Origin of the sequence: Candidatus Afararchaeum irisae (assembly GCA_034190545.1) — an archaeon.
Taxonomy (GTDB): domain Archaea; phylum Halobacteriota; class Halobacteria; order Halobacteriales; family Afararchaeaceae; genus Afararchaeum; species Afararchaeum irisae.
On record JAXIOF010000101.1, the window covers coordinates 20373 to 36602 of the forward strand.

The following is a 16230-nucleotide window of genomic DNA, read 5'->3' on the forward strand; positions in this document are numbered from 1 at the left end:
ATGAACGACCGCACCCAGTCGTACGTGAGGGGACGTTTCGGCGACTACTACCGGCGCACGTCTATCGATCTTCCACGTAGCCCCGACGACCGTGAGTGGGCATTCATACCCTTCTCGGGAGGCATGGTGAGACACAGGTCTCTCCTCGACCTGGGTGACCTCGAAACCTGGCTCGCCGACCAGAAGCCTCGACACGTCTACTTCTCGAGTGCGAGGTACGAGAGCCCCGAGGCGTCGTCGATGAAGGCGAAGGGATGGACGGGAGCCCAGTTAGTCTTCGACCTCGACGCCGACCATCTACGTGAGACATCACCCGACGACTCCTACTCCGAGATGCTCTCGAACTGTAAGACTGCACTCGTGAGACTCGTCGAGTTTCTAGTCGAGGACTTCGGCTTCGACGACGTCGAGACGGTCTTCTCGGGAGGGCGCGGCTACCATGTCCACGTCTACGACGACGAGGTTCAGAGACTCGGAAGCGAGGCGAGGCGTGAGATAGTCGACTACGTACAGGGGATGGGATTCGACCCCCAACTCGCCTTCTCCGACGAGACTGCGGCGGGCGACTTCGGGAGGACGCCCACAGGGGTCAAGAAGCTTGAGTCGGGAGGATGGGGAAGACGTATACGTGACTACATACTCGACTTCGCCGACGAAGTCGCTGAGACCGAGGACGGTACTGCCGTCGAACGTCTCCGTGAGTTCGAGGGTGTGGGACAGAAGAAGGCGGAGAAGCTACTCTCGGTCTTCAGAGATCCCGACAGAAGGGAGGAACTGGCGCGGGGTAACCTCGACGTAGTCGGCGGAACACGGGGCTTCTGGGAGACACTGATGCGTGAGGCGGTCTCCGAGAGACGTGCCGAGGCTGACGAGCCCGTCACGACCGACACCAAACGTCTGATACGTCTCCCGGGGTCGCTCCACGGAGGCACGGGTCTCAGGGTCACACGCGTCGAGGTCGACGAGATAGAGTCTTTCGACCCCCTCACCGACGCCGTAGTCTTCAGCGACAGCCAGATACAGGTCGAGTCTTCGGAGCCGACGACCGTCGAGGTCGGAGGAAGAAGCTTTAATATAGACGAGGGAGTCAGTAAAGTCCCAGAGTACGCCGGAGTCTTCGCGGTACTTCGGAAGGACGTAGAGCTCGCATAACATAGCCATGGATCTCAACGACCTCAGACACACACAGTCGAAGGAGAGGGAGACCGACTCGTTACGTGACCTCCACGACTCGTTCTACTCCGACGCCGCAGAGTACATCGAGGGTCTCAGGGAGGAGCGTGACAGTCTCGACAGTCCTTACTCCGACGAGGCACAGAAGCTCAACGACGCCGTACAGACCTCACGTCAGGTTGTCGAGTCGATATACAGGAGACGTGTTGGCAAGATAGTCAAGCTTGCGTCTCTGTCGGCGAACGGCACCTCGGTCGACGAGTCGGGAATGACCGACGAGGAGCGTGAGCTCTACGACTCTATAGTCGGTCTCATACGTGACAACCACTCGAAGGTCGTCGAACGTCTCGAGGAGGGCTCGCCTCTCGATGTCGAAGACGAAGAAGACGTTGAGAGTGACGGAGAAAGAAGTCATCAGCCCGAACACGAGGCTGAGACCGACACGTCTCAGACCGATGAACTGACGCGGCACACCGACGACTCTGTCTCCGAAGCCGATCGCGAGACCGACCGTGACGACTACAAGACTGTCCGTCTCCTCGATGACCTCCCCGAGTTCGTGGCGACCGACGGCAGATCCTACTCTCTCTCGGAGGAGGACGTAGTCGTGCTTCCCGAGCCCAACGCCGACGTCCTCGTCGAAAACGAGGTCGCCGTCGAGGTCGACTCATCAAAGGACTCATCAAAGAAAAGACATTAGACGGTTCGAGTGTTAGGTCGGATAAGATGTTCGACGAGGACGATCTAGAGGAAATAAGAGAGTCTAGACAGGAGTGGGAGGAAGAGACGCTGGGACCCACGCTCGACAGGTTCGGGGAGCGTGAGGACGAGTTCACGACCGACTCGGGCATAGAGGTCGACCAGATATACACGCCCGACGACATCTCCGACCTCGACTACGACGAGGATCTCGGCTTTCCGGGCGAGGAGCCCTACACCCGCGGCATATACTCGACGATGCACCGCGGACGTCTCTGGACTATGCGTCAGTACTCGGGATTCGCTACCGCCGAGGAGACCAACGAGAGGTTCCATTACCTCTTAGATCAGGGTCAGACGGGTCTCTCAGTCGCCTTCGACCTCCCGAGTCAGATGGGACGTGACTCCGACCATCCACTCTCACAGGGTGAGGTCGGCAAGGCGGGTGTCGCGATAGACTCTCTCGCCGACTACGAGACTCTCTTTGACGGGATTCCCTTAGACGAGGTCTCGACGAGCATGACTATAAACGCCCCTGCGTCGATAATGCTCGCTATGTACATAGCGGTCGGGGACAAACAGGGTATCGACCGCGAGGAGCTCAGAGGCACTATACAGAACGACATACTCAAGGAGTACATCGCACGTAACCTCTATGTCTATCCTCCCGAACCCTCTATGAGGATCGTCACCGACATATTCGAGTTCTGTTCTGACGAGGTTCCCAACTTCAACACTATATCTATCTCGGGATACCACATCCGTGAGGCGGGTGCGACCGCCGTACAGGAGCTCGCCTTCACTCTAGCAGACGGCAAGAAGTACGTCGAGGAAGCCGTCGAGGCGGGACTTGACGTCGACGAGTTTGCCCCGCGTCTCTCTTTCTTCTTCAACGCTCACAACGAGATATTTGAGGAAGTCGCCAAGTTCCGCGCGGCGAGACGTATATGGGCTGATGTCATGGAGGAGGAGTTCGGAGCCGAGAACCCGAAGAGCAAGATGCTGCGTTTCCACACACAGACTGCGGGTTCGACACTCACCGCACAGCAGATAGAGAACAACATCGTCCGTGTCGGATACCAGGCTCTCGCCGCCGTCTTAGGAGGCACACAGTCTCTACACACGAACGGAAAGGACGAGGCTCTCTCCCTCCCGACAGAGGAGTCGGTACGTACCGCACTGAGGACACAGCAGATACTCGGTCATGAGAGCGGTGTAGCCGACACGATAGATCCCCTCGCGGGATCCTACTACGTAGAGAGTCTCACAGACGAGATAGAGGAACGCGTCTACGACTACTTCGACGAGATAGACGAACGCGGAGGCGTCCTCTCGTGCATAGAGGAGGGCTGGATACAGGACGAGATACAGGACGCCGCCTACGAGCGTCAGCAGGAGATAGAGGAGAACGAACGTATAATCGTCGGAGTCAACAAGTTCACAGTCGACAAGGAGCCCGAGGAGGACATACACGAGGTCGACGAGAAACAGCAGGAGAGACAGATACAGAAGGTCGAGGAGCTCCGTGACGACAGGGACGATGACGCAGTAGACGAGGCACTCGAAGAACTCAAGGATGCCGCCGAAGGCGATGACAACCTAATGCCTTACATAATAGACGCGGTCAAGGCGTACGCCACGGTTGGGGAGATAGCTGACGCACTCAGGGACGTCTTCGGAGAGTACAGAGTGGGGGCTGATTACTGATGTCGGTCGAGTTCGACCACGTAGGGATCGCGGTAGAGGACGCCGACGAGGCACTCAAGACCTACCGCGACGTAATCGGCATGGAGTTCGACTACGAGGAGGAGTTCGGAGGCATGCGTGTCATCTTCCTCGAAGCCGGCGAGGGCGAGTTCGAACTACTCGAACCACTCGATGACGACGGTGCGGTTGCGCGACACTTAGAGAAGAGGGGCGAGGGAATACAGCACGTCGCAGTAAAGGTCGACTCGATAGAAGACGAGTTAGAACGTCTCGAAGACCTCGGAATACGTCTCATAGACGACGAGCCGCGTCCGGGTGCTGGCGGTAAACAGGTTGCTTTCCTCCATCCCGGGGACACCCACGGAGTCCTCTTAGAGCTCTGCGAGTACTAGTTATCGCCGTCTACGCCGTTTTCTCGAAGTATAAATCAGTACATTTATACTACTATGATTGTAAAAACACACGTTAAGCCGTGCATATGAGACCGAATAACACACCTTGGGAGAGGGTGATAAGATGGGAGTAAAGAGACGTGACTTCATGACGATGGCTGCGGCTACCGCTGCGGGCGCAGGTGCCACGGCGGCGGGTGTATCGCGCGAGGCGTCGGCACAGGACGGCGCGACACAGGTCGGAATGCACAGCGAAGGGACGACCTACTACTTCGATCCGATAGGACTCCACGTAGAACAGGGAGACACCGTCGAGTTCGCCATAGAGAGCGGTGCCCACTCGTCAACGGCTTATAAGAAGGGCAACGGCGGAGCGCAGGAGACGAGGATACCTGAGGGAGCTAAGGCATGGGACTCAGGGACTATTAGCGGACAGGGATCGACATTCAAACACACATTCAAGACGCCGGGAACCTACGACTACTTCTGCATACCACACAAGTCGCTAGGTATGGTCGGAAGGATAGTCGTCGGCGAGCCCGGTGGTCCCGCCGAGGGAAGCATGCCACCCGACGGCGATGTCCCCGAGAGCCAGACGATCGTCGACCAAGGCTCCGTCTCGTTCTCTCAGTTCTCGGGGGGCGGCGACGGAGGCGGTGGCGGCGGTGGTGGTAGTGGTAGTGGAGGCGGCGGTGGAGGCGGCGAGGGCGGAGTAGCCTTACACGAACTCGGTGTGCCGTACCAGGCGCATTTCGTGGGATTAGGAGCTATCTTCGCCGTCCTGACATCTGTCGTCTACTCGTTCTTCTTCCTCAAGTACGCCGACAGTCCCGAACACACGGATCAGAGAGACAGGTGATAAAAGATGGGAAAGTACGGAGACATACAACGTTACGAACCGCCCAGAGAAAGCCTAATAGGGATGATCGCGATATCGGTTCTTACGCTGATCGAGTTCGTCCTCGTGGGCTTCTTCATCTGGGGAATAAGTTCAGGTGCAACGTCGGAGGCTGCAAACATCTTCCTCGGGGGAATACTCGCCTTCATCTTCATAGACCTCGCGTTTATGCTCATGGTCTACAAGATGGAGTTCCTCCCCGATGTCCTCGTTCTCAAGAAGAGGAGAAAGAAGTACGAGGACATCTGGACCGCCGAGGAAGACGTCGACGGAAGCAGTCTCCGTGACAGACTCGAAGAGGAGTTCAAGAAGTCGAGCTCACCCTTTGAGAGGAAGACATAATGAAACGAGAGAACCTACCCGACCACTCCGACTGGATACGTGACAAGGAGAAGGATCTGTCGACGTTCGAGAGTGGCTACCTGAGGAGTCTCGCGTACCTCGACAAACGCCTCGGGCTCGTCGACTACATGGAGACGATGGAGAACCTCTACTACAAGACGTATCTCCAGCTTCCGACTTCACACACACAGCAGTACGAGCTCGACAACAAGTTCTGGTACTGGTACCCGCTCTACGCGCTCGGAAGCTTCTCTATACTCGCGTACCTATTTGCCGCCGTAACCGGAGCGATACTCGGACTCTACTACGCACCGGGTGCCGAGGGTGCGACGGGCGCGGTCACGCAGGCGTACAGCTCGATAAGCTTCATAATGACCGATCTCAACTTCGGTCTCTTCCTCCGGTCGTTACACCGGTGGAGTGCCCAGATTATGGTCGCGGCGGTCTTCCTCCATATGCTCCGTGTCTACTTCACGGGTGCCTACAAGGAGCCGCGTGAGATCAACTGGCTCATCGGAATAATCCTGATATCGCTCACGTTGGTCTTCGGATACTCGGGATACCTTCTCCCGTGGGATCAGCTCTCTGTCTGGGCTTCACAGATCGGAGCCGAGATGGCGCTCTCGATACCCGTGATAGGTGAGTGGACCGCACAGCTTCTCTTCGGCGGATTCACGCCGTCGGGAAGCACACTCATGAGGATGTACATACTCCATGTCTTCATCCTCCCACTCGCCGTCACGGGTCTGATCGCCGTACACGTCTGGATCGTCTGGGTACAGGGAATAGCCGAGCCACACTGAGAGGTGAAACATAACATGGACAAAGACAAACAAGAAAACCAAACACAAGCCGACGACTTTGAAGATGAGGAACTCCTGAGGGTTCCCGACGGCGGTGAAGAAGAAGGCGAGGAAGGTATACTCGCCGAGATGTCGGAGGACGAGCTAGAGGACAAGCTCGACGAGCTTGAGGATCTACAGGAGAGACTCGCAGCCTTAGAGGAGACAGACTACGCCGAGGATGTCCCGACATTCGAGGACAGGAAGGAGAATACGTCGGGTCTTGCGAATCTGACCTACGAGTTCTTCGAGAGGTCGAAACGCGAGAAGAACAGGGTCATGGATCAGAAGAGATACCGAGAAGTGTCTCTCCAGCCCTTCTGGCCCCACGAGATGGTACGCAACCTCTCGATTGCGGCGTTCTTCTCGGGAATGATAATACTTGTAGCGGCGTTCCTGCCGCCACACATATCAGAGCCCGCCAACCTGAGTAAGACACCGTTCATAATACTCCCCGACTGGTACCTCTACTGGTCGTTCGGACTCCTCAAGCTGGGTCCGATCAACCCCGGGCTCGCCTTCTTGGGGGGACAGAAGATAATGCCGGACAGAACCTACGGAGTCTTAGCTAACATAGTCGTGGTCGGCATCATAGCCGTCCTACCGTTCCTCAACACGGGAACCGCACGCCGACCCGTCGAGGAGCCGTTCTGGGCGTCGCTCGGGGTCGGGGGTGTCGTCTTCGCCTTCACCATAAGCGTCCTCGCTATCAAGAACCTCGTCGTGAGCTACCCCATATTCGGCTTCACGGTGAATACGTCGTTACTCTTCGACCTCACGTTCCTGTTACCCGTCGCGGCGGCACTCGTGACGTATCCGATACTCAAGAGCTTCCAGAAGGGGTACATGTACGACCTCAACAGGAGGTACTACCGTCTCAGGTAGTTTCAGAGTAGCATAGAACAAGAACAGAACGGAACAGAACAAACACAACACAGACACAGAGAAGACGTATGGGAACACAGACACAGACACAGACACAGAAACAGACCGACGACACCAAACCCGACCCCGGTCCCGAGACTACTTCCGAGACTCGGGACGTCGTGGTGACAGAGCGCGCCTACAAGGCAGCCACGGTGTTTACGACACTAGCCTCGGTGTCGATGATATTCGCGGGCTTCTACCTCATAGACCGTTCTATAGGCTGGCCTGCGCGTGGAGACCCGAACGTAGTAACCGGGATTGGGGTTTTACTCATACTCGGCGCAGCCGGACTCTACGTCTTCTCTATGAGATTCAAGACAATCGAGGAGATAAAGAATGGCAGATGAATTCATAATCGGCGGCGGACTGTTCACGGGCGGTGGACTACTATGGCTGATATTCGGAGGTCTCTACAAGACTTCCAGTTTCCAGAACCAGCTCGGATTCCCGGAGGAGACGGCTCCTCCTACGATAGGCATACCCCACGACCTCGGCGTCTTCTTCGCCGACGTCTCGATGGCGGTGATGCTTCTGGGTCCGCTAGTATTCTGGGTAGTAGTCCCCCTCCTAAAGTCAGTTGTACTTGCCGCCGGAGACGCCTCGGAGGAGTAGGCTACGAAGACTGAGTAGGAGAACAGTTAAAAAGACAGTTTCTTTTAAACCGCTTACCTATATACCTCAGTGAAAATACTAGTTCCGGTGCGTTACCCTCTTGGCGAAAACAGCATAAGTACCTTGAAGAGAGCCGTCGAGATAGCCGACGAGAGGGACGCGAGTCTCATAGTTCTCCACATAGACCTGTTTCAGGACTCGAAGAGAGTAGAAACCTCAGACCTCAGGCGGGAGGTCGAGTCGAAGATGGGTAAGATAGACGCTCACTACTCTGTGAGAGAGGGATTCCTCGTCGAGGAGTCGATACTTCAGGAAGCCGCGTCACGTGACACCGACATGATAGTTATAGGAAGGACACAGACGGGAAGGTGGAGACGTGCCCTCAGACGTATGATAGGAAACAGTCCCGACATAGAGAGATTCCTGCGTGAACGCCTCGAAGCCGAGATTCACGTCGTGTCGTGATCAGGGGTCTGACTCTGACTCTGACTCGTGTACCGACACGTGGCTCTCCGTCTCTGTCTCCGCCTCCGTCTCCGCCTCCGTCTCCGCCTCCGTCTTCATCTCCGACTCCGCCTTCTCGGACTGGGTTCTTAGGCTGACTGAGTTTCTCTCGTCGTCTATGATGAGATGTGAGTGGGGGTAAGGTATGTCTATGTCGTTCTTCTCGAACTCCCTTCGTATACGGCGGTTGATCTCCGACTCGACCTTGCGTATGTAGTAGGGGTCACGGAGCCAGTACATGAGTGTCAGACGAACCCCGTGATCGGCGAACTCCGATACGAGACACCGGGGTTCGAGGGGGTATTCGGCGTTTCCTATACGTACGTCTCCGTGTGTGCTTATGACCTCGGGCATACTACGTGCTGACTCGGTCATGACCTCCCTCGCCTTCTTGATGTCGCTCTCGTAGCTCACAGTGACGTCGGTCTCTTGTCGTGTCCTGAGATCCTCAGCGCTGTAGTTGTTGACGTCCCTCTTCCTTATCTCTGAGTTGGGTATCACGAGGAAGGTGTTGTTGGTAGTGAATATCTTGGTGTAACGTATAGTGACGTCGTCGACGAATCCCTTCTGACCAGTGTCAACTAGCTCTATCATGTCGCCTATCTCGTAGGGCTGGTCACCTAGGACGAATATTCCGTTTATTATGTCTCCGACGAGGGGCGCGAGTATTATACCTAAGACCGCCGAGAAGACCGTCGCAGTCAGAAAGACAGAGGTGAGTGAGATTCCAAAGGCTATCCTCGCCGCGGTTATGACCGAGATCGCAATTATCGAGTACCTCACGAGACGCAGAGTCGTCTTGGCTATGCTCTCACGCTGAACCCACGAGTAGACGGGACGTCCGAGGAAGCTCACAGCCGTCTTCGAGAGCCTGTATCCTATGAGGATGACTACGACGCCTGCGACTAACTCGGGAACCCTGTTGACGACCCAGTCGACGAACTCGGTCATCTGTGCTTCGACGTAGGACTCTACCTCCTCCCTCAGACTCGCCATGTACTAAGATCGACCGTCAGTGGATTAGTGCTTTCGGTGATCTTTTGCCTCTCTGTTTCCAAGACGGTCTGATGAACTGTGTTACTTTTAAGAAAGTCCTCGAAGATCTCGGCGACAAGTACGACCCGACTGTCGAGAAGAGAGACGCGTGGAATGTGGTACTTCGGACGGTACTCTCACAGAACACCACTGACGATAACTCGCGTGAGGCGTACGAGAGTCTCGTCGAGGAACACGAGACATCCGACGAGATACTCGACGCCGACGCCGAGGAGGTCGAGGAACTCATACGTCCCGCGGGTCTCGCTTCCTCGAAGTCGGAGTACATACGTAACGCCGCACGTCACATAGCCGACGAGAGAGACGGTAAGACCGACTGGATAGCCGAGGCTGACGAGACTGACTTCGACGACGTGTACGACGAACTAACGAGTATCAAGGGGATAGGACACAAGACTGCGGATGTCGTTCTCCTCTTCTCGTCGGACGCCAGTATCTGCCCCGTCGACACGCACGTCCAGAGAGTCACTAGCCGTCTCGGTGTCGCCGACGGTCTTTCGAGACGTAAGACGCGCGACCGCCTCCTCGACCTACGTGACGACTGTGGTCTCGACCTCAGGGAGGCACATCTGTCTCTGATACGCCACGGACGTGAGGTCTGTACTGCGAGGTCGCCGTCGTGCGGTGACTGTCTCGTGTCCCAGAAATGCGAGAAGGTCGGCGTAGAAACTAATTAGATTATATCATATCTCAGTTCCGAACCTTCTGAGGAGCATCTCAGCCTGCTGCTGATCGCTCTGGAACTCCTTAGTGTCGAGGACGTTCCTCTCTAGCTTGTTACGTGCGAGATGTATCGCGTGTTCGGCACCGTATCCCTCGCCTGTTCCGGCGAACTGTCCCTTGTCGGTGAAGAGGCGGAGACGTGCGAGTATCAGGGGACTCCCTCTGAGCTGTTCCTTGTGCTTGTGGAGGTCGACGTGTGCTTCGAGAACCTGCATCTCGGAGTACTTGTCGGAGACGTTCTCTATGACGTTGACGACGTCGCTTCTCGTCATGTCGTCGAGGAGGTCTATGTTGGCTATCCTGACCTGCATCTGTGTCTCCTCTTCGAGCGACAGCGCCCGGAGTACATCGGTCTTCGTGAGAATTCCTTCTGTCTCTCCGTCCTGAGTCACGACGAGAGACGAGTACCCCATCTCTAGCATCTCGTCGACTGCCTCGTTGACGTCGGTCTCGGGGGTCGTCGTCGCGACGGGGGAGCTCATCACGTCGTACGCGGGTAGGTCGAGCATTCTGTCCTCGCCGCCCTCACGTGATCCGAAGCCACCGTGGGACTCCTGTGACCTGCCGTCGGCGAAGCTTCCCGACGAGCCACCCTGACTCTTCGACATCTCACGCACCGAGAAGTCTATGACGTCGTGTATCGTGACTATTCCCTCTAAGCTACCGTCCTCGATCACGGGTACGCGTGAGATACCGTTCTCACGGAACTCGTTTATTATCTCCCCCACGGTCGTTCCGGGGGTTACGGTCACGAGGCTCTGGCTGTATATCTGATCGACCGTCAGAACGTCGAGATGTGAGTTGACCTCGTCGAGGAGGGTGTCGGCGGTTACGACGCCGTAGAGACTCCCACCTTCGAAGACTGGGAGAACCTTCGAGCTACTCTCGACCATCAGACGTGCCGTCTCCCTCACGTCCTCGGTTCTGTCGACCTTCGAGGGATGTGTCATGACCGTCTTCGCCTTCTGCTTCGGCTTTATGTGTGACGAGATGAGCTGTCTCTCGGTCACGAGCCCCTCGTAGTTGGAGTCGTTAGTTATTATGACTGCCTTGAGATTGTCCTCCTCGAAAGCGCTTGATATCTTGGATAGAGGCGTCTCGGGATCGTACTCGTCGAACTCCGTAGAAGCCATCTCTGCTATGTCCATACTCAAAATCTAACGCGCCTCGACTTGAAATTTGTTACTGTTGGTGACCCAAACACCGAACTAGACTAGAATAGACTATACTACCGAGACCGCCATCTCGATGTTACGTGTGCTCGCGACGTACATTCCGAGGAAAAGCATAGCGTTGTAGGCTCCGTGTATCAGTGCGGGCACCACGAGGTTCGAGGTTCTCTCGTAGAGACCTCCGAGTATGAGAGAAAGGACGAAGACTACCCCGAGGTAGACGAGCTTACCCTCCAAGCCTCCCTGTATCGACGACGCGTGTCCGACCGAGAATATCAGACTGGCTATCCCTACCGCGGGAGCCGCGTCGAACGTCTTCCTGAGGACTCCCTGTATGACGCCTCGGAAGAGTAGCTCCTCTCCGGGTCCTATCAGTAGGAACGAGAGGGGCACCAGAAGCAGAAAGACCTCGGGGTCGTTCTCTCCCACCGACTGTATCCGGTTCGTAGCCGACTCTATACCGAGGCTGTTGAGGAGTAGGCTGATCGCCATTACAGAGACGAGAAAAGCGAAGAAGCCCGCGATCACCCAGCCTATGTCTCTCAGACTCGGCACACGTGCCTCTATGAATCCGAGACCGAGACCCCTGAGACGGAGATAGATATACGCGACGCCTCCGAATGAGACACCCTGTAGGAGAACGACCGAGAGACCCAGACGTACTGTCGTGCTTTCGAGTCCTACCCCGACTGACCGAAGGAAAAGTCCCGTGAAAGCCGTCACGGCTGTCCCTATCAGAAAAGCCGACACAGCCACCATGACCGCAGAGAATGTCTCCGACGCTTTGAGTCTGTAGCTCTGGTTCATCACACACAGTTAGCCGTAGAGGTCAAAAAGGGTTTTCTCTCAGACCCAGACCTCAGACCTCGAAGAGCGTCTCGTCGATATCACGGACGTAGCCGTCGTATCCCTCGTAGCCGTCTCTCTCGAGGACTGAGTAGGTCGCCTTCTTGCCTAGCTCCACACCCGGCTGGTTGAAGGCGTCGACCCCGTATAGCTCCGCCGCGGCTGTGACGGCTACCTCGTAGGTGTAGAGTAGCTCACCCATGCAGAACTCGTTCACAGAGTCGAGTTCGAGACGCAGGCTCGGACGGTTCGACTCGACGAGCGCAGCCTCTATCGCCCTGAGTTCGACGTCCATGAGTTCCGAGAGGCTGTGTCCCGAGAGATACGAGTACTCGTCGAGGTACCTGTCGCCCTCAGTGTCGCCGTCGGTTCTCGGAACCTCGAAGCTGTAGTCGTTGTCCTTAACCCTCACGAGGTTTACGAGCTTGTTGTTGGGTCCGTCGACGAAGAGCTGGAGCTGTGAGTGTTGGTCGGTAATACCCATCGACTTCACGGGGCTCTGTCCGACGTTGACCTCCGAGCCGTCTTCACGTCTCTTGCCGAGTGACTCCGCCCAGAGCTGTGCGTACCACTCGACGAAAGAGAAGAGACGTTCTGAGTACGGCATCATCACGCTCATCGTCTTGTCCCTCTCGACATCGAGGAAGTAGCTCACACCTCCTAGTGCGTATCCGGGGTTGTCGTAGACCGACCCCCCCGAGCATCTCTCGCGTGCCTCTAACGCGCCGTCGACCACTCTCTCGATGTCTGCACCCGCGAAAGCCGCTGATAAGAGCCCAACGGGCGAGAGAGCCGAGAAACGTCCCGGGACATTCTCGGGAACCTCGAACGACCTCAGGCTCTCTCTCTCGACGAGGTCTCTCAGGACGCCGTCTCTCCCCGTCGTCAGTACGACGTGGTCTCTCCAGTCGAGACCCTCTTTTTCGAGTTCGTCCCTCACGACGAGGAAGTTCGCCGCGGTCTCTGCGGTCGATCCGCTCTTTGAGACGACGTTGAATACCGTGTTTTCGAGTCTCACTGAGTTGAGAACCTCGCCCATCAGGTCGGGATCGAGGTTGTCGGGAAAGTAGACGTTGGAGTCGGGTCTCAGGGAGTTGGTGAGTGCCGCGCCTCCGAGAGCACTGCCTCCGACGCCTATGTTGACGAGGAAACCGAAGTCTTCTCTGAGGTCGTCGGCGACCCTCTGTATCCCCTCTATGTCTACGTGTCTCGGGAGATCCGCGAAGGCGTAGCCGAACTTTCCTTCCTCTCTTCCTCTCTGTAACGTCCCGTGTACCTCCGAGAGACTCTCGTCCAGCTCGTCGAGGTCATCGTCAGAGACGCCGTGGTCACCGACCCTTTCTTCTAAGACGTTAGAGAGGTCTACACGCACCCCTACTCACCGCCTGTATCACTGTCGCCGTCGAAGCCGTGTTTTCTGGCTATAGCGGTCAGATCGCTCACGAGCGCGCTCGCCGTCTCCTCGTCTCCCGCACCCTTTCCGGAGACGGTTATCTCGCCCGCGAACTCGGTCTCGAATGAGACGACATTTAGTGTGCCGCCGACGTCGAGCGAGTGCTCCTTGGGGATAAGACGTGGCTCGACCTTGAGTTCGTCTCTCGTGACCTCTCCTATGAGCTTTACTACGTGTCCCGACTCGTCGGCGAGCCTGAGAGCGTCAGGTGTTATCTCGGTAATTCCGGTGACATCGACGTCGTCGAGTGTACTCTCGCCGTCGAAGAGGACGTTCGAGAGTATCACGCATTTGAGCGCGGTGTCGATACCCTCGACGTCGAATGTCGGATCGGTCTCTGCTATTCCCATGTCCTGTGCCTCTCCGAGGACGTGTTCGTACGACAGACCCTCCTCGAGCATCCGTGAGAGTATGAAGTTACACGTCCCGTTGAGTATGCCTCTCGCGGCGTAGACGTCGTCGCCCGCGAGCGACTCCCTCACCGTGTTTATGACGGGCATCGCACCCCCTACTGCGCCCTCCATACGTACCTCGACACCCTCCTCGTCTGCGGCTTCCATCAGCTCGGAGTACCTCATCGCTACGGGACCTTTGTTCGAGGTCACGACGTGCGCGCCGTTCTGTATCGCGGCTGTTATGTGCGAGAAGGCGGGCTCTGCGTCGCCGAGTGTCGTCGGAGTCGCCTCAACTAAGACGTCGTACTCCGTCTCACGTAACGCAGCCATCAGGGGCTTTCCGTCCCCGACGTCGCCCGTCTCCTTCTTCGTCTCCTTCACCTCTTCGAGGTCGAGACCGTCGTCGTCGACCGTGACCGTGTCGGAGTCAGCCACGAGTACGACGTCTACTTCCACGGGTGTGTCGTCTAGAACTACGTCAGCGAACCCTCTTCCGACAGCGCCGAATCCGACTAGTGCTACTTTCATTGTCATACTCCTATTGGCTCCATCTTTAAGAGATCCTTTCTCTCACATATCTCGTCGAGGTGATCCATAGCCTCGTCTATCTTCTCGTCTGAGGTCGCGTTTACCGTGAGACGCGCGCTCGAAGTCTTCTCGGGATCGTCGGGTATAGCGAGAGAGAAGTCGACGACCTTGACTCCGTCTATCTCTATGCTCTCTATCGTGTCGGTTATGTCGCCTCTTATTATGTGTCCTACGAGAACTAGAGTTACCGACTCGTGGAACTTCTCCTCACCGAACTGGGCTATACGGACGCCCTTGCTCCGGAGGTCTTCGATCAGATCCTCGTGTCTTCCCTCGACAATCTCGAAGGTGATCTCGACGGGAAGTGTCCCGCGGGGTGTGACGTTACCCCTCTGATGTGTGACGCTCACTATATTCCCTCCGTGTTCGGAGATAGGTGACAGAGCCTTGAGGAGCTCCCCCGGCTCGTCGCTCAGCTCCAGAGTCATAGTGACTATCATATATGCTTGGTACGGGATGTCGCCGAGACCATAAATTGTTTTCTCATTCTACGCCGTCTGACGTGATCGAGAAGTCGGTTGACTCTCCTGTCTCGCGCGAGAGATGTTTTTCGAGTACAGCCTCACGTCTCCCGCCTTGGATGGTGAGACGTAAGATAGTCTTAGTCCAGTGCTCTATGCTCTTTCCCCCTAAGGGACTGTAGTCTTCTTCGTCGTCTTTTCCGTCTATGTTGGTGTATATCTGGTTCGTGACGACGACTGCGACGCCGTGTTTGCGTGCGAGCGACGTGAGATGTGCGACCTGACGTGTGAGACGTTTGAGAGGGGATCTGTCGCCCTTGTCACCGCCTCCGTCGAGATCCTGTATCCTGTAGAGACCCGTCGCCGAGTCGAGAACTACTAAGTCTACCTCCGACGCGACGTTCTCGACGTCTCTGACGGCGGCGTCCTGTTCCTCGAAGTCATAGACCTCGTTTATTATGAAGTCGCGCGCTGTCTCCTCGTACGACTCACCCGCTATCTGACGGAACCTCTCTAAGCTTATACCCTCGGTGTCGATGTAGACGACGCTCCCGCCCGAACGTATAGTCTCGACCGCTGTCTGGAGACAGATGTTGGTCTTTCCAGTCCCCGGCGAGCCGTATATCTGTGAGACTGAGCCGCGTTTGAACCCACCGCCGAGGAGCGAGTCGAGCGAGTCGCTTCCCGTAGTGAGACGCCTGTCGTGAGCTACGTCCGACATTCGTTTTAGTCTCTACTCGACTGGAACGACCTGTATCAGAGAGTTGATCCTGACGCCGTCTATGACTGTCTCGTTCGACTTGTTGGCGAGGACTGCGGCACTTATCGGCTTGCCGTTCTTCTCCTCGACGAAACGTATCGCCTCGGTCATAGTCGTGCCGCTCGTGACGACGTCGTCGACTATGACGCATTTCTTGCCTCCGACGTCGGCGAAGTTCCGGCTGAAAGAGCCCCGAAGGCTGTCGTACTCCTCGCCCGTCCATTTCTGCTTTCTCGGTGTGTAATCGGCGAGCTCACAGCCGAGCTCCTCAGCCACGAGGCTCGCAACGGGGGTGCCTGCCTTCGCAATTCCGACGACGACCTCGACCTCGTCGCCGACGTCCTCACGTATGAGGTCGACGAGAGCCTTCGAGACTAGGCTGAGACGTTCCGAGCTTCCGCCTATCGCCGACCAGTCGACGTGTATGTCCGACGGAACTTCCTCGCCCTCGCCGCTGTCCTGCGACAGGAGCCAGTTGACGGTCTCCCGCGAGACGTTTAGCTCGTCTGCTATCTCGCCCGTCTTGAGCCCCCTGTCCTGGAGCTCCCGAGCGCTCTCCATGAGATCGTCGATGTTCTTCATGCCGAAACCTAAACGTGTCTGACGTTAGTAGTTTGTGCTTGTACTCAGCACAAGATAGCGCGGAGCCCCCTTCCTCAACGAGCAGCGCAGAGAGCCCA

At 56.6% G+C, this 16230-nt stretch carries 20 protein-coding genes; 12 read left to right on the forward strand and 8 right to left on the reverse strand.

Features of this window, described 5'->3' with window-relative positions; translation table 11 throughout:
- The 11 genes from priS (at position 1) to SV253_09715 (ending at position 8057) form a co-directional block, all read left to right on the forward strand.
- Positions 1-1152: a DNA primase catalytic subunit PriS gene (gene priS, locus SV253_09665; GenBank protein ID MDY6776317.1), complete on the forward strand. Its 1152-nt coding sequence runs from the start codon at positions 1-3 to the stop codon at positions 1150-1152.
- 7 nt (positions 1153-1159) lie between these two features.
- Entirely contained in the window at positions 1160-1873 is a 714-nt protein-coding gene (locus SV253_09670; protein MDY6776318.1) for a hypothetical protein, read from the forward strand.
- 26 nt (positions 1874-1899) lie between these two features.
- The gene (locus SV253_09675) at positions 1900-3579 is read left to right on the forward strand and encodes a methylmalonyl-CoA mutase family protein (protein ID MDY6776319.1); all 1680 of its coding nucleotides are present in this window, start codon (positions 1900-1902) and stop codon (positions 3577-3579) included.
- Positions 3579-3971 carry a methylmalonyl-CoA epimerase gene (gene mce / locus SV253_09680; protein ID MDY6776320.1) on the forward strand — a complete coding sequence of 131 codons (393 nt, stop codon included), beginning with the start codon at positions 3579-3581 and terminating at the stop codon, positions 3969-3971. Before SV253_09675 ends, mce begins: the two co-directional genes overlap by 1 nt.
- A gap of 124 nt (positions 3972-4095) precedes the next feature.
- A complete protein-coding gene (locus SV253_09685) occupies positions 4096-4830 on the forward strand; it encodes a plastocyanin/azurin family copper-binding protein (GenBank protein ID MDY6776321.1) in 735 nt (244 codons plus the stop codon).
- Positions 4831-4836: 6 nt separating this feature from the next.
- Positions 4837-5211 carry a hypothetical protein gene (locus SV253_09690; GenBank protein MDY6776322.1) on the forward strand — a complete coding sequence of 125 codons (375 nt, stop codon included), beginning with the start codon at positions 4837-4839 and terminating at the stop codon, positions 5209-5211.
- Entirely contained in the window at positions 5211-6014 is an 804-nt protein-coding gene (locus SV253_09695; GenBank protein MDY6776323.1) for a cytochrome bc complex cytochrome b subunit, read from the forward strand. The genes SV253_09690 and SV253_09695 overlap by 1 nt, the downstream gene beginning before the upstream one ends.
- A gap of 15 nt (positions 6015-6029) precedes the next feature.
- A complete protein-coding gene (locus SV253_09700) occupies positions 6030-6938 on the forward strand; it encodes a cytochrome bc complex cytochrome b subunit (protein ID MDY6776324.1) in 909 nt (302 codons plus the stop codon).
- 68 nt (positions 6939-7006) lie between these two features.
- A complete protein-coding gene (locus SV253_09705) occupies positions 7007-7327 on the forward strand; it encodes a hypothetical protein (protein ID MDY6776325.1) in 321 nt (106 codons plus the stop codon).
- Positions 7317-7592, forward strand: a complete 276-nt coding sequence (locus SV253_09710) for a hypothetical protein (GenBank protein MDY6776326.1) — start codon at positions 7317-7319, stop codon at positions 7590-7592. Before SV253_09705 ends, SV253_09710 begins: the two co-directional genes overlap by 11 nt.
- Before the next feature lie 69 nt (positions 7593-7661).
- Positions 7662-8057 carry a universal stress protein gene (locus SV253_09715; protein ID MDY6776327.1) on the forward strand — a complete coding sequence of 132 codons (396 nt, stop codon included), beginning with the start codon at positions 7662-7664 and terminating at the stop codon, positions 8055-8057.
- Here SV253_09715 and SV253_09720 read toward each other — a convergent pair whose 3' ends face one another.
- A complete protein-coding gene (locus SV253_09720; protein ID MDY6776328.1) occupies positions 8058-9092 on the reverse strand; it encodes a mechanosensitive ion channel family protein in 1035 nt (344 codons plus the stop codon).
- Between the two features lie 71 nt (positions 9093-9163).
- Here SV253_09720 and SV253_09725 point away from each other — a divergent pair, with 71 nt between their 5' ends.
- Entirely contained in the window at positions 9164-9829 is a 666-nt protein-coding gene (locus tag SV253_09725; protein MDY6776329.1) for a hypothetical protein, read from the forward strand.
- A 6-nt stretch (positions 9830-9835) separates the two neighbouring features.
- Here the strand turns inward: SV253_09725 and SV253_09730 are convergent, their stop codons facing one another.
- The 7 genes from SV253_09730 to SV253_09760 form a co-directional block, all read right to left on the reverse strand.
- On the reverse strand, positions 9836-11023 hold the full coding sequence (locus tag SV253_09730) for a CBS domain-containing protein (GenBank protein ID MDY6776330.1): 1188 nt from the start codon (positions 11021-11023) through the stop codon (positions 9836-9838).
- 75 nt (positions 11024-11098) lie between these two features.
- A complete protein-coding gene (locus SV253_09735; protein ID MDY6776331.1) occupies positions 11099-11854 on the reverse strand; it encodes a type II CAAX endopeptidase family protein in 756 nt (251 codons plus the stop codon).
- 52 nt (positions 11855-11906) lie between these two features.
- Entirely contained in the window at positions 11907-13265 is a 1359-nt protein-coding gene (locus SV253_09740) for a glucose-6-phosphate isomerase (GenBank protein MDY6776332.1), read from the reverse strand.
- 2 nt (positions 13266-13267) lie between these two features.
- Complete coding sequence (locus SV253_09745) at positions 13268-14269, reverse strand: homoserine dehydrogenase (GenBank protein MDY6776333.1); 1002 nt, start codon at positions 14267-14269, stop codon at positions 13268-13270.
- A gap of 2 nt (positions 14270-14271) precedes the next feature.
- A complete protein-coding gene (locus SV253_09750; protein ID MDY6776334.1) occupies positions 14272-14769 on the reverse strand; it encodes an amino acid-binding protein in 498 nt (165 codons plus the stop codon).
- Between the two features lie 43 nt (positions 14770-14812).
- Complete coding sequence (gene radB / locus SV253_09755) at positions 14813-15511, reverse strand: DNA repair and recombination protein RadB (protein ID MDY6776335.1); 699 nt, start codon at positions 15509-15511, stop codon at positions 14813-14815.
- A 12-nt stretch (positions 15512-15523) separates the two neighbouring features.
- On the reverse strand, positions 15524-16132 hold the full coding sequence (locus tag SV253_09760; protein ID MDY6776336.1) for an orotate phosphoribosyltransferase-like protein: 609 nt from the start codon (positions 16130-16132) through the stop codon (positions 15524-15526).
- Between the last annotated feature and the right edge of the window lie 98 nt (positions 16133-16230).

What these genes read in the sequence shown, in the direction of transcription:
- SV253_09695 (MDY6776323.1), top strand. Translation starts at nt 5,211, where the DNA reads ATGAAACGAGAGAACCTACCCGACCACTCCGACTGGATACGTGACAAG.
- SV253_09705 (MDY6776325.1), top strand. Translation starts at nt 7,007, where the DNA reads ATGGGAACACAGACACAGACACAGACACAGAAACAGACCGACGACACC.
- radB (MDY6776335.1), bottom strand. Translation starts at nt 15,511, where the DNA reads ATGTCGGACGTAGCTCACGACAGGCGTCTCACTACGGGAAGCGACTCG.
- SV253_09700 (MDY6776324.1), top strand. Translation starts at nt 6,030, where the DNA reads ATGGACAAAGACAAACAAGAAAACCAAACACAAGCCGACGACTTTGAA.
- SV253_09750 (MDY6776334.1), bottom strand. Translation starts at nt 14,769, where the DNA reads ATGATAGTCACTATGACTCTGGAGCTGAGCGACGAGCCGGGGGAGCTC.
- SV253_09670 (MDY6776318.1), top strand. Translation starts at nt 1,160, where the DNA reads ATGGATCTCAACGACCTCAGACACACACAGTCGAAGGAGAGGGAGACC.
- SV253_09710 (MDY6776326.1), top strand. Translation starts at nt 7,317, where the DNA reads ATGGCAGATGAATTCATAATCGGCGGCGGACTGTTCACGGGCGGTGGA.
- SV253_09730 (MDY6776330.1), bottom strand. Translation starts at nt 11,023, where the DNA reads ATGGACATAGCAGAGATGGCTTCTACGGAGTTCGACGAGTACGATCCC.
- SV253_09735 (MDY6776331.1), bottom strand. Translation starts at nt 11,854, where the DNA reads ATGAACCAGAGCTACAGACTCAAAGCGTCGGAGACATTCTCTGCGGTC.
- SV253_09725 (MDY6776329.1), top strand. Translation starts at nt 9,164, where the DNA reads ATGAACTGTGTTACTTTTAAGAAAGTCCTCGAAGATCTCGGCGACAAG.
- SV253_09685 (MDY6776321.1), top strand. Translation starts at nt 4,096, where the DNA reads ATGGGAGTAAAGAGACGTGACTTCATGACGATGGCTGCGGCTACCGCT.
- SV253_09745 (MDY6776333.1), bottom strand. Translation starts at nt 14,269, where the DNA reads ATGAAAGTAGCACTAGTCGGATTCGGCGCTGTCGGAAGAGGGTTCGCT.
- SV253_09720 (MDY6776328.1), bottom strand. Translation starts at nt 9,092, where the DNA reads ATGGCGAGTCTGAGGGAGGAGGTAGAGTCCTACGTCGAAGCACAGATG.
- SV253_09675 (MDY6776319.1), top strand. Translation starts at nt 1,900, where the DNA reads ATGTTCGACGAGGACGATCTAGAGGAAATAAGAGAGTCTAGACAGGAG.
- SV253_09760 (MDY6776336.1), bottom strand. Translation starts at nt 16,132, where the DNA reads ATGAAGAACATCGACGATCTCATGGAGAGCGCTCGGGAGCTCCAGGAC.
- priS (MDY6776317.1), top strand. Translation starts at nt 1, where the DNA reads ATGAACGACCGCACCCAGTCGTACGTGAGGGGACGTTTCGGCGACTAC.
- mce (MDY6776320.1), top strand. Translation starts at nt 3,579, where the DNA reads ATGTCGGTCGAGTTCGACCACGTAGGGATCGCGGTAGAGGACGCCGAC.
- SV253_09690 (MDY6776322.1), top strand. Translation starts at nt 4,837, where the DNA reads ATGGGAAAGTACGGAGACATACAACGTTACGAACCGCCCAGAGAAAGC.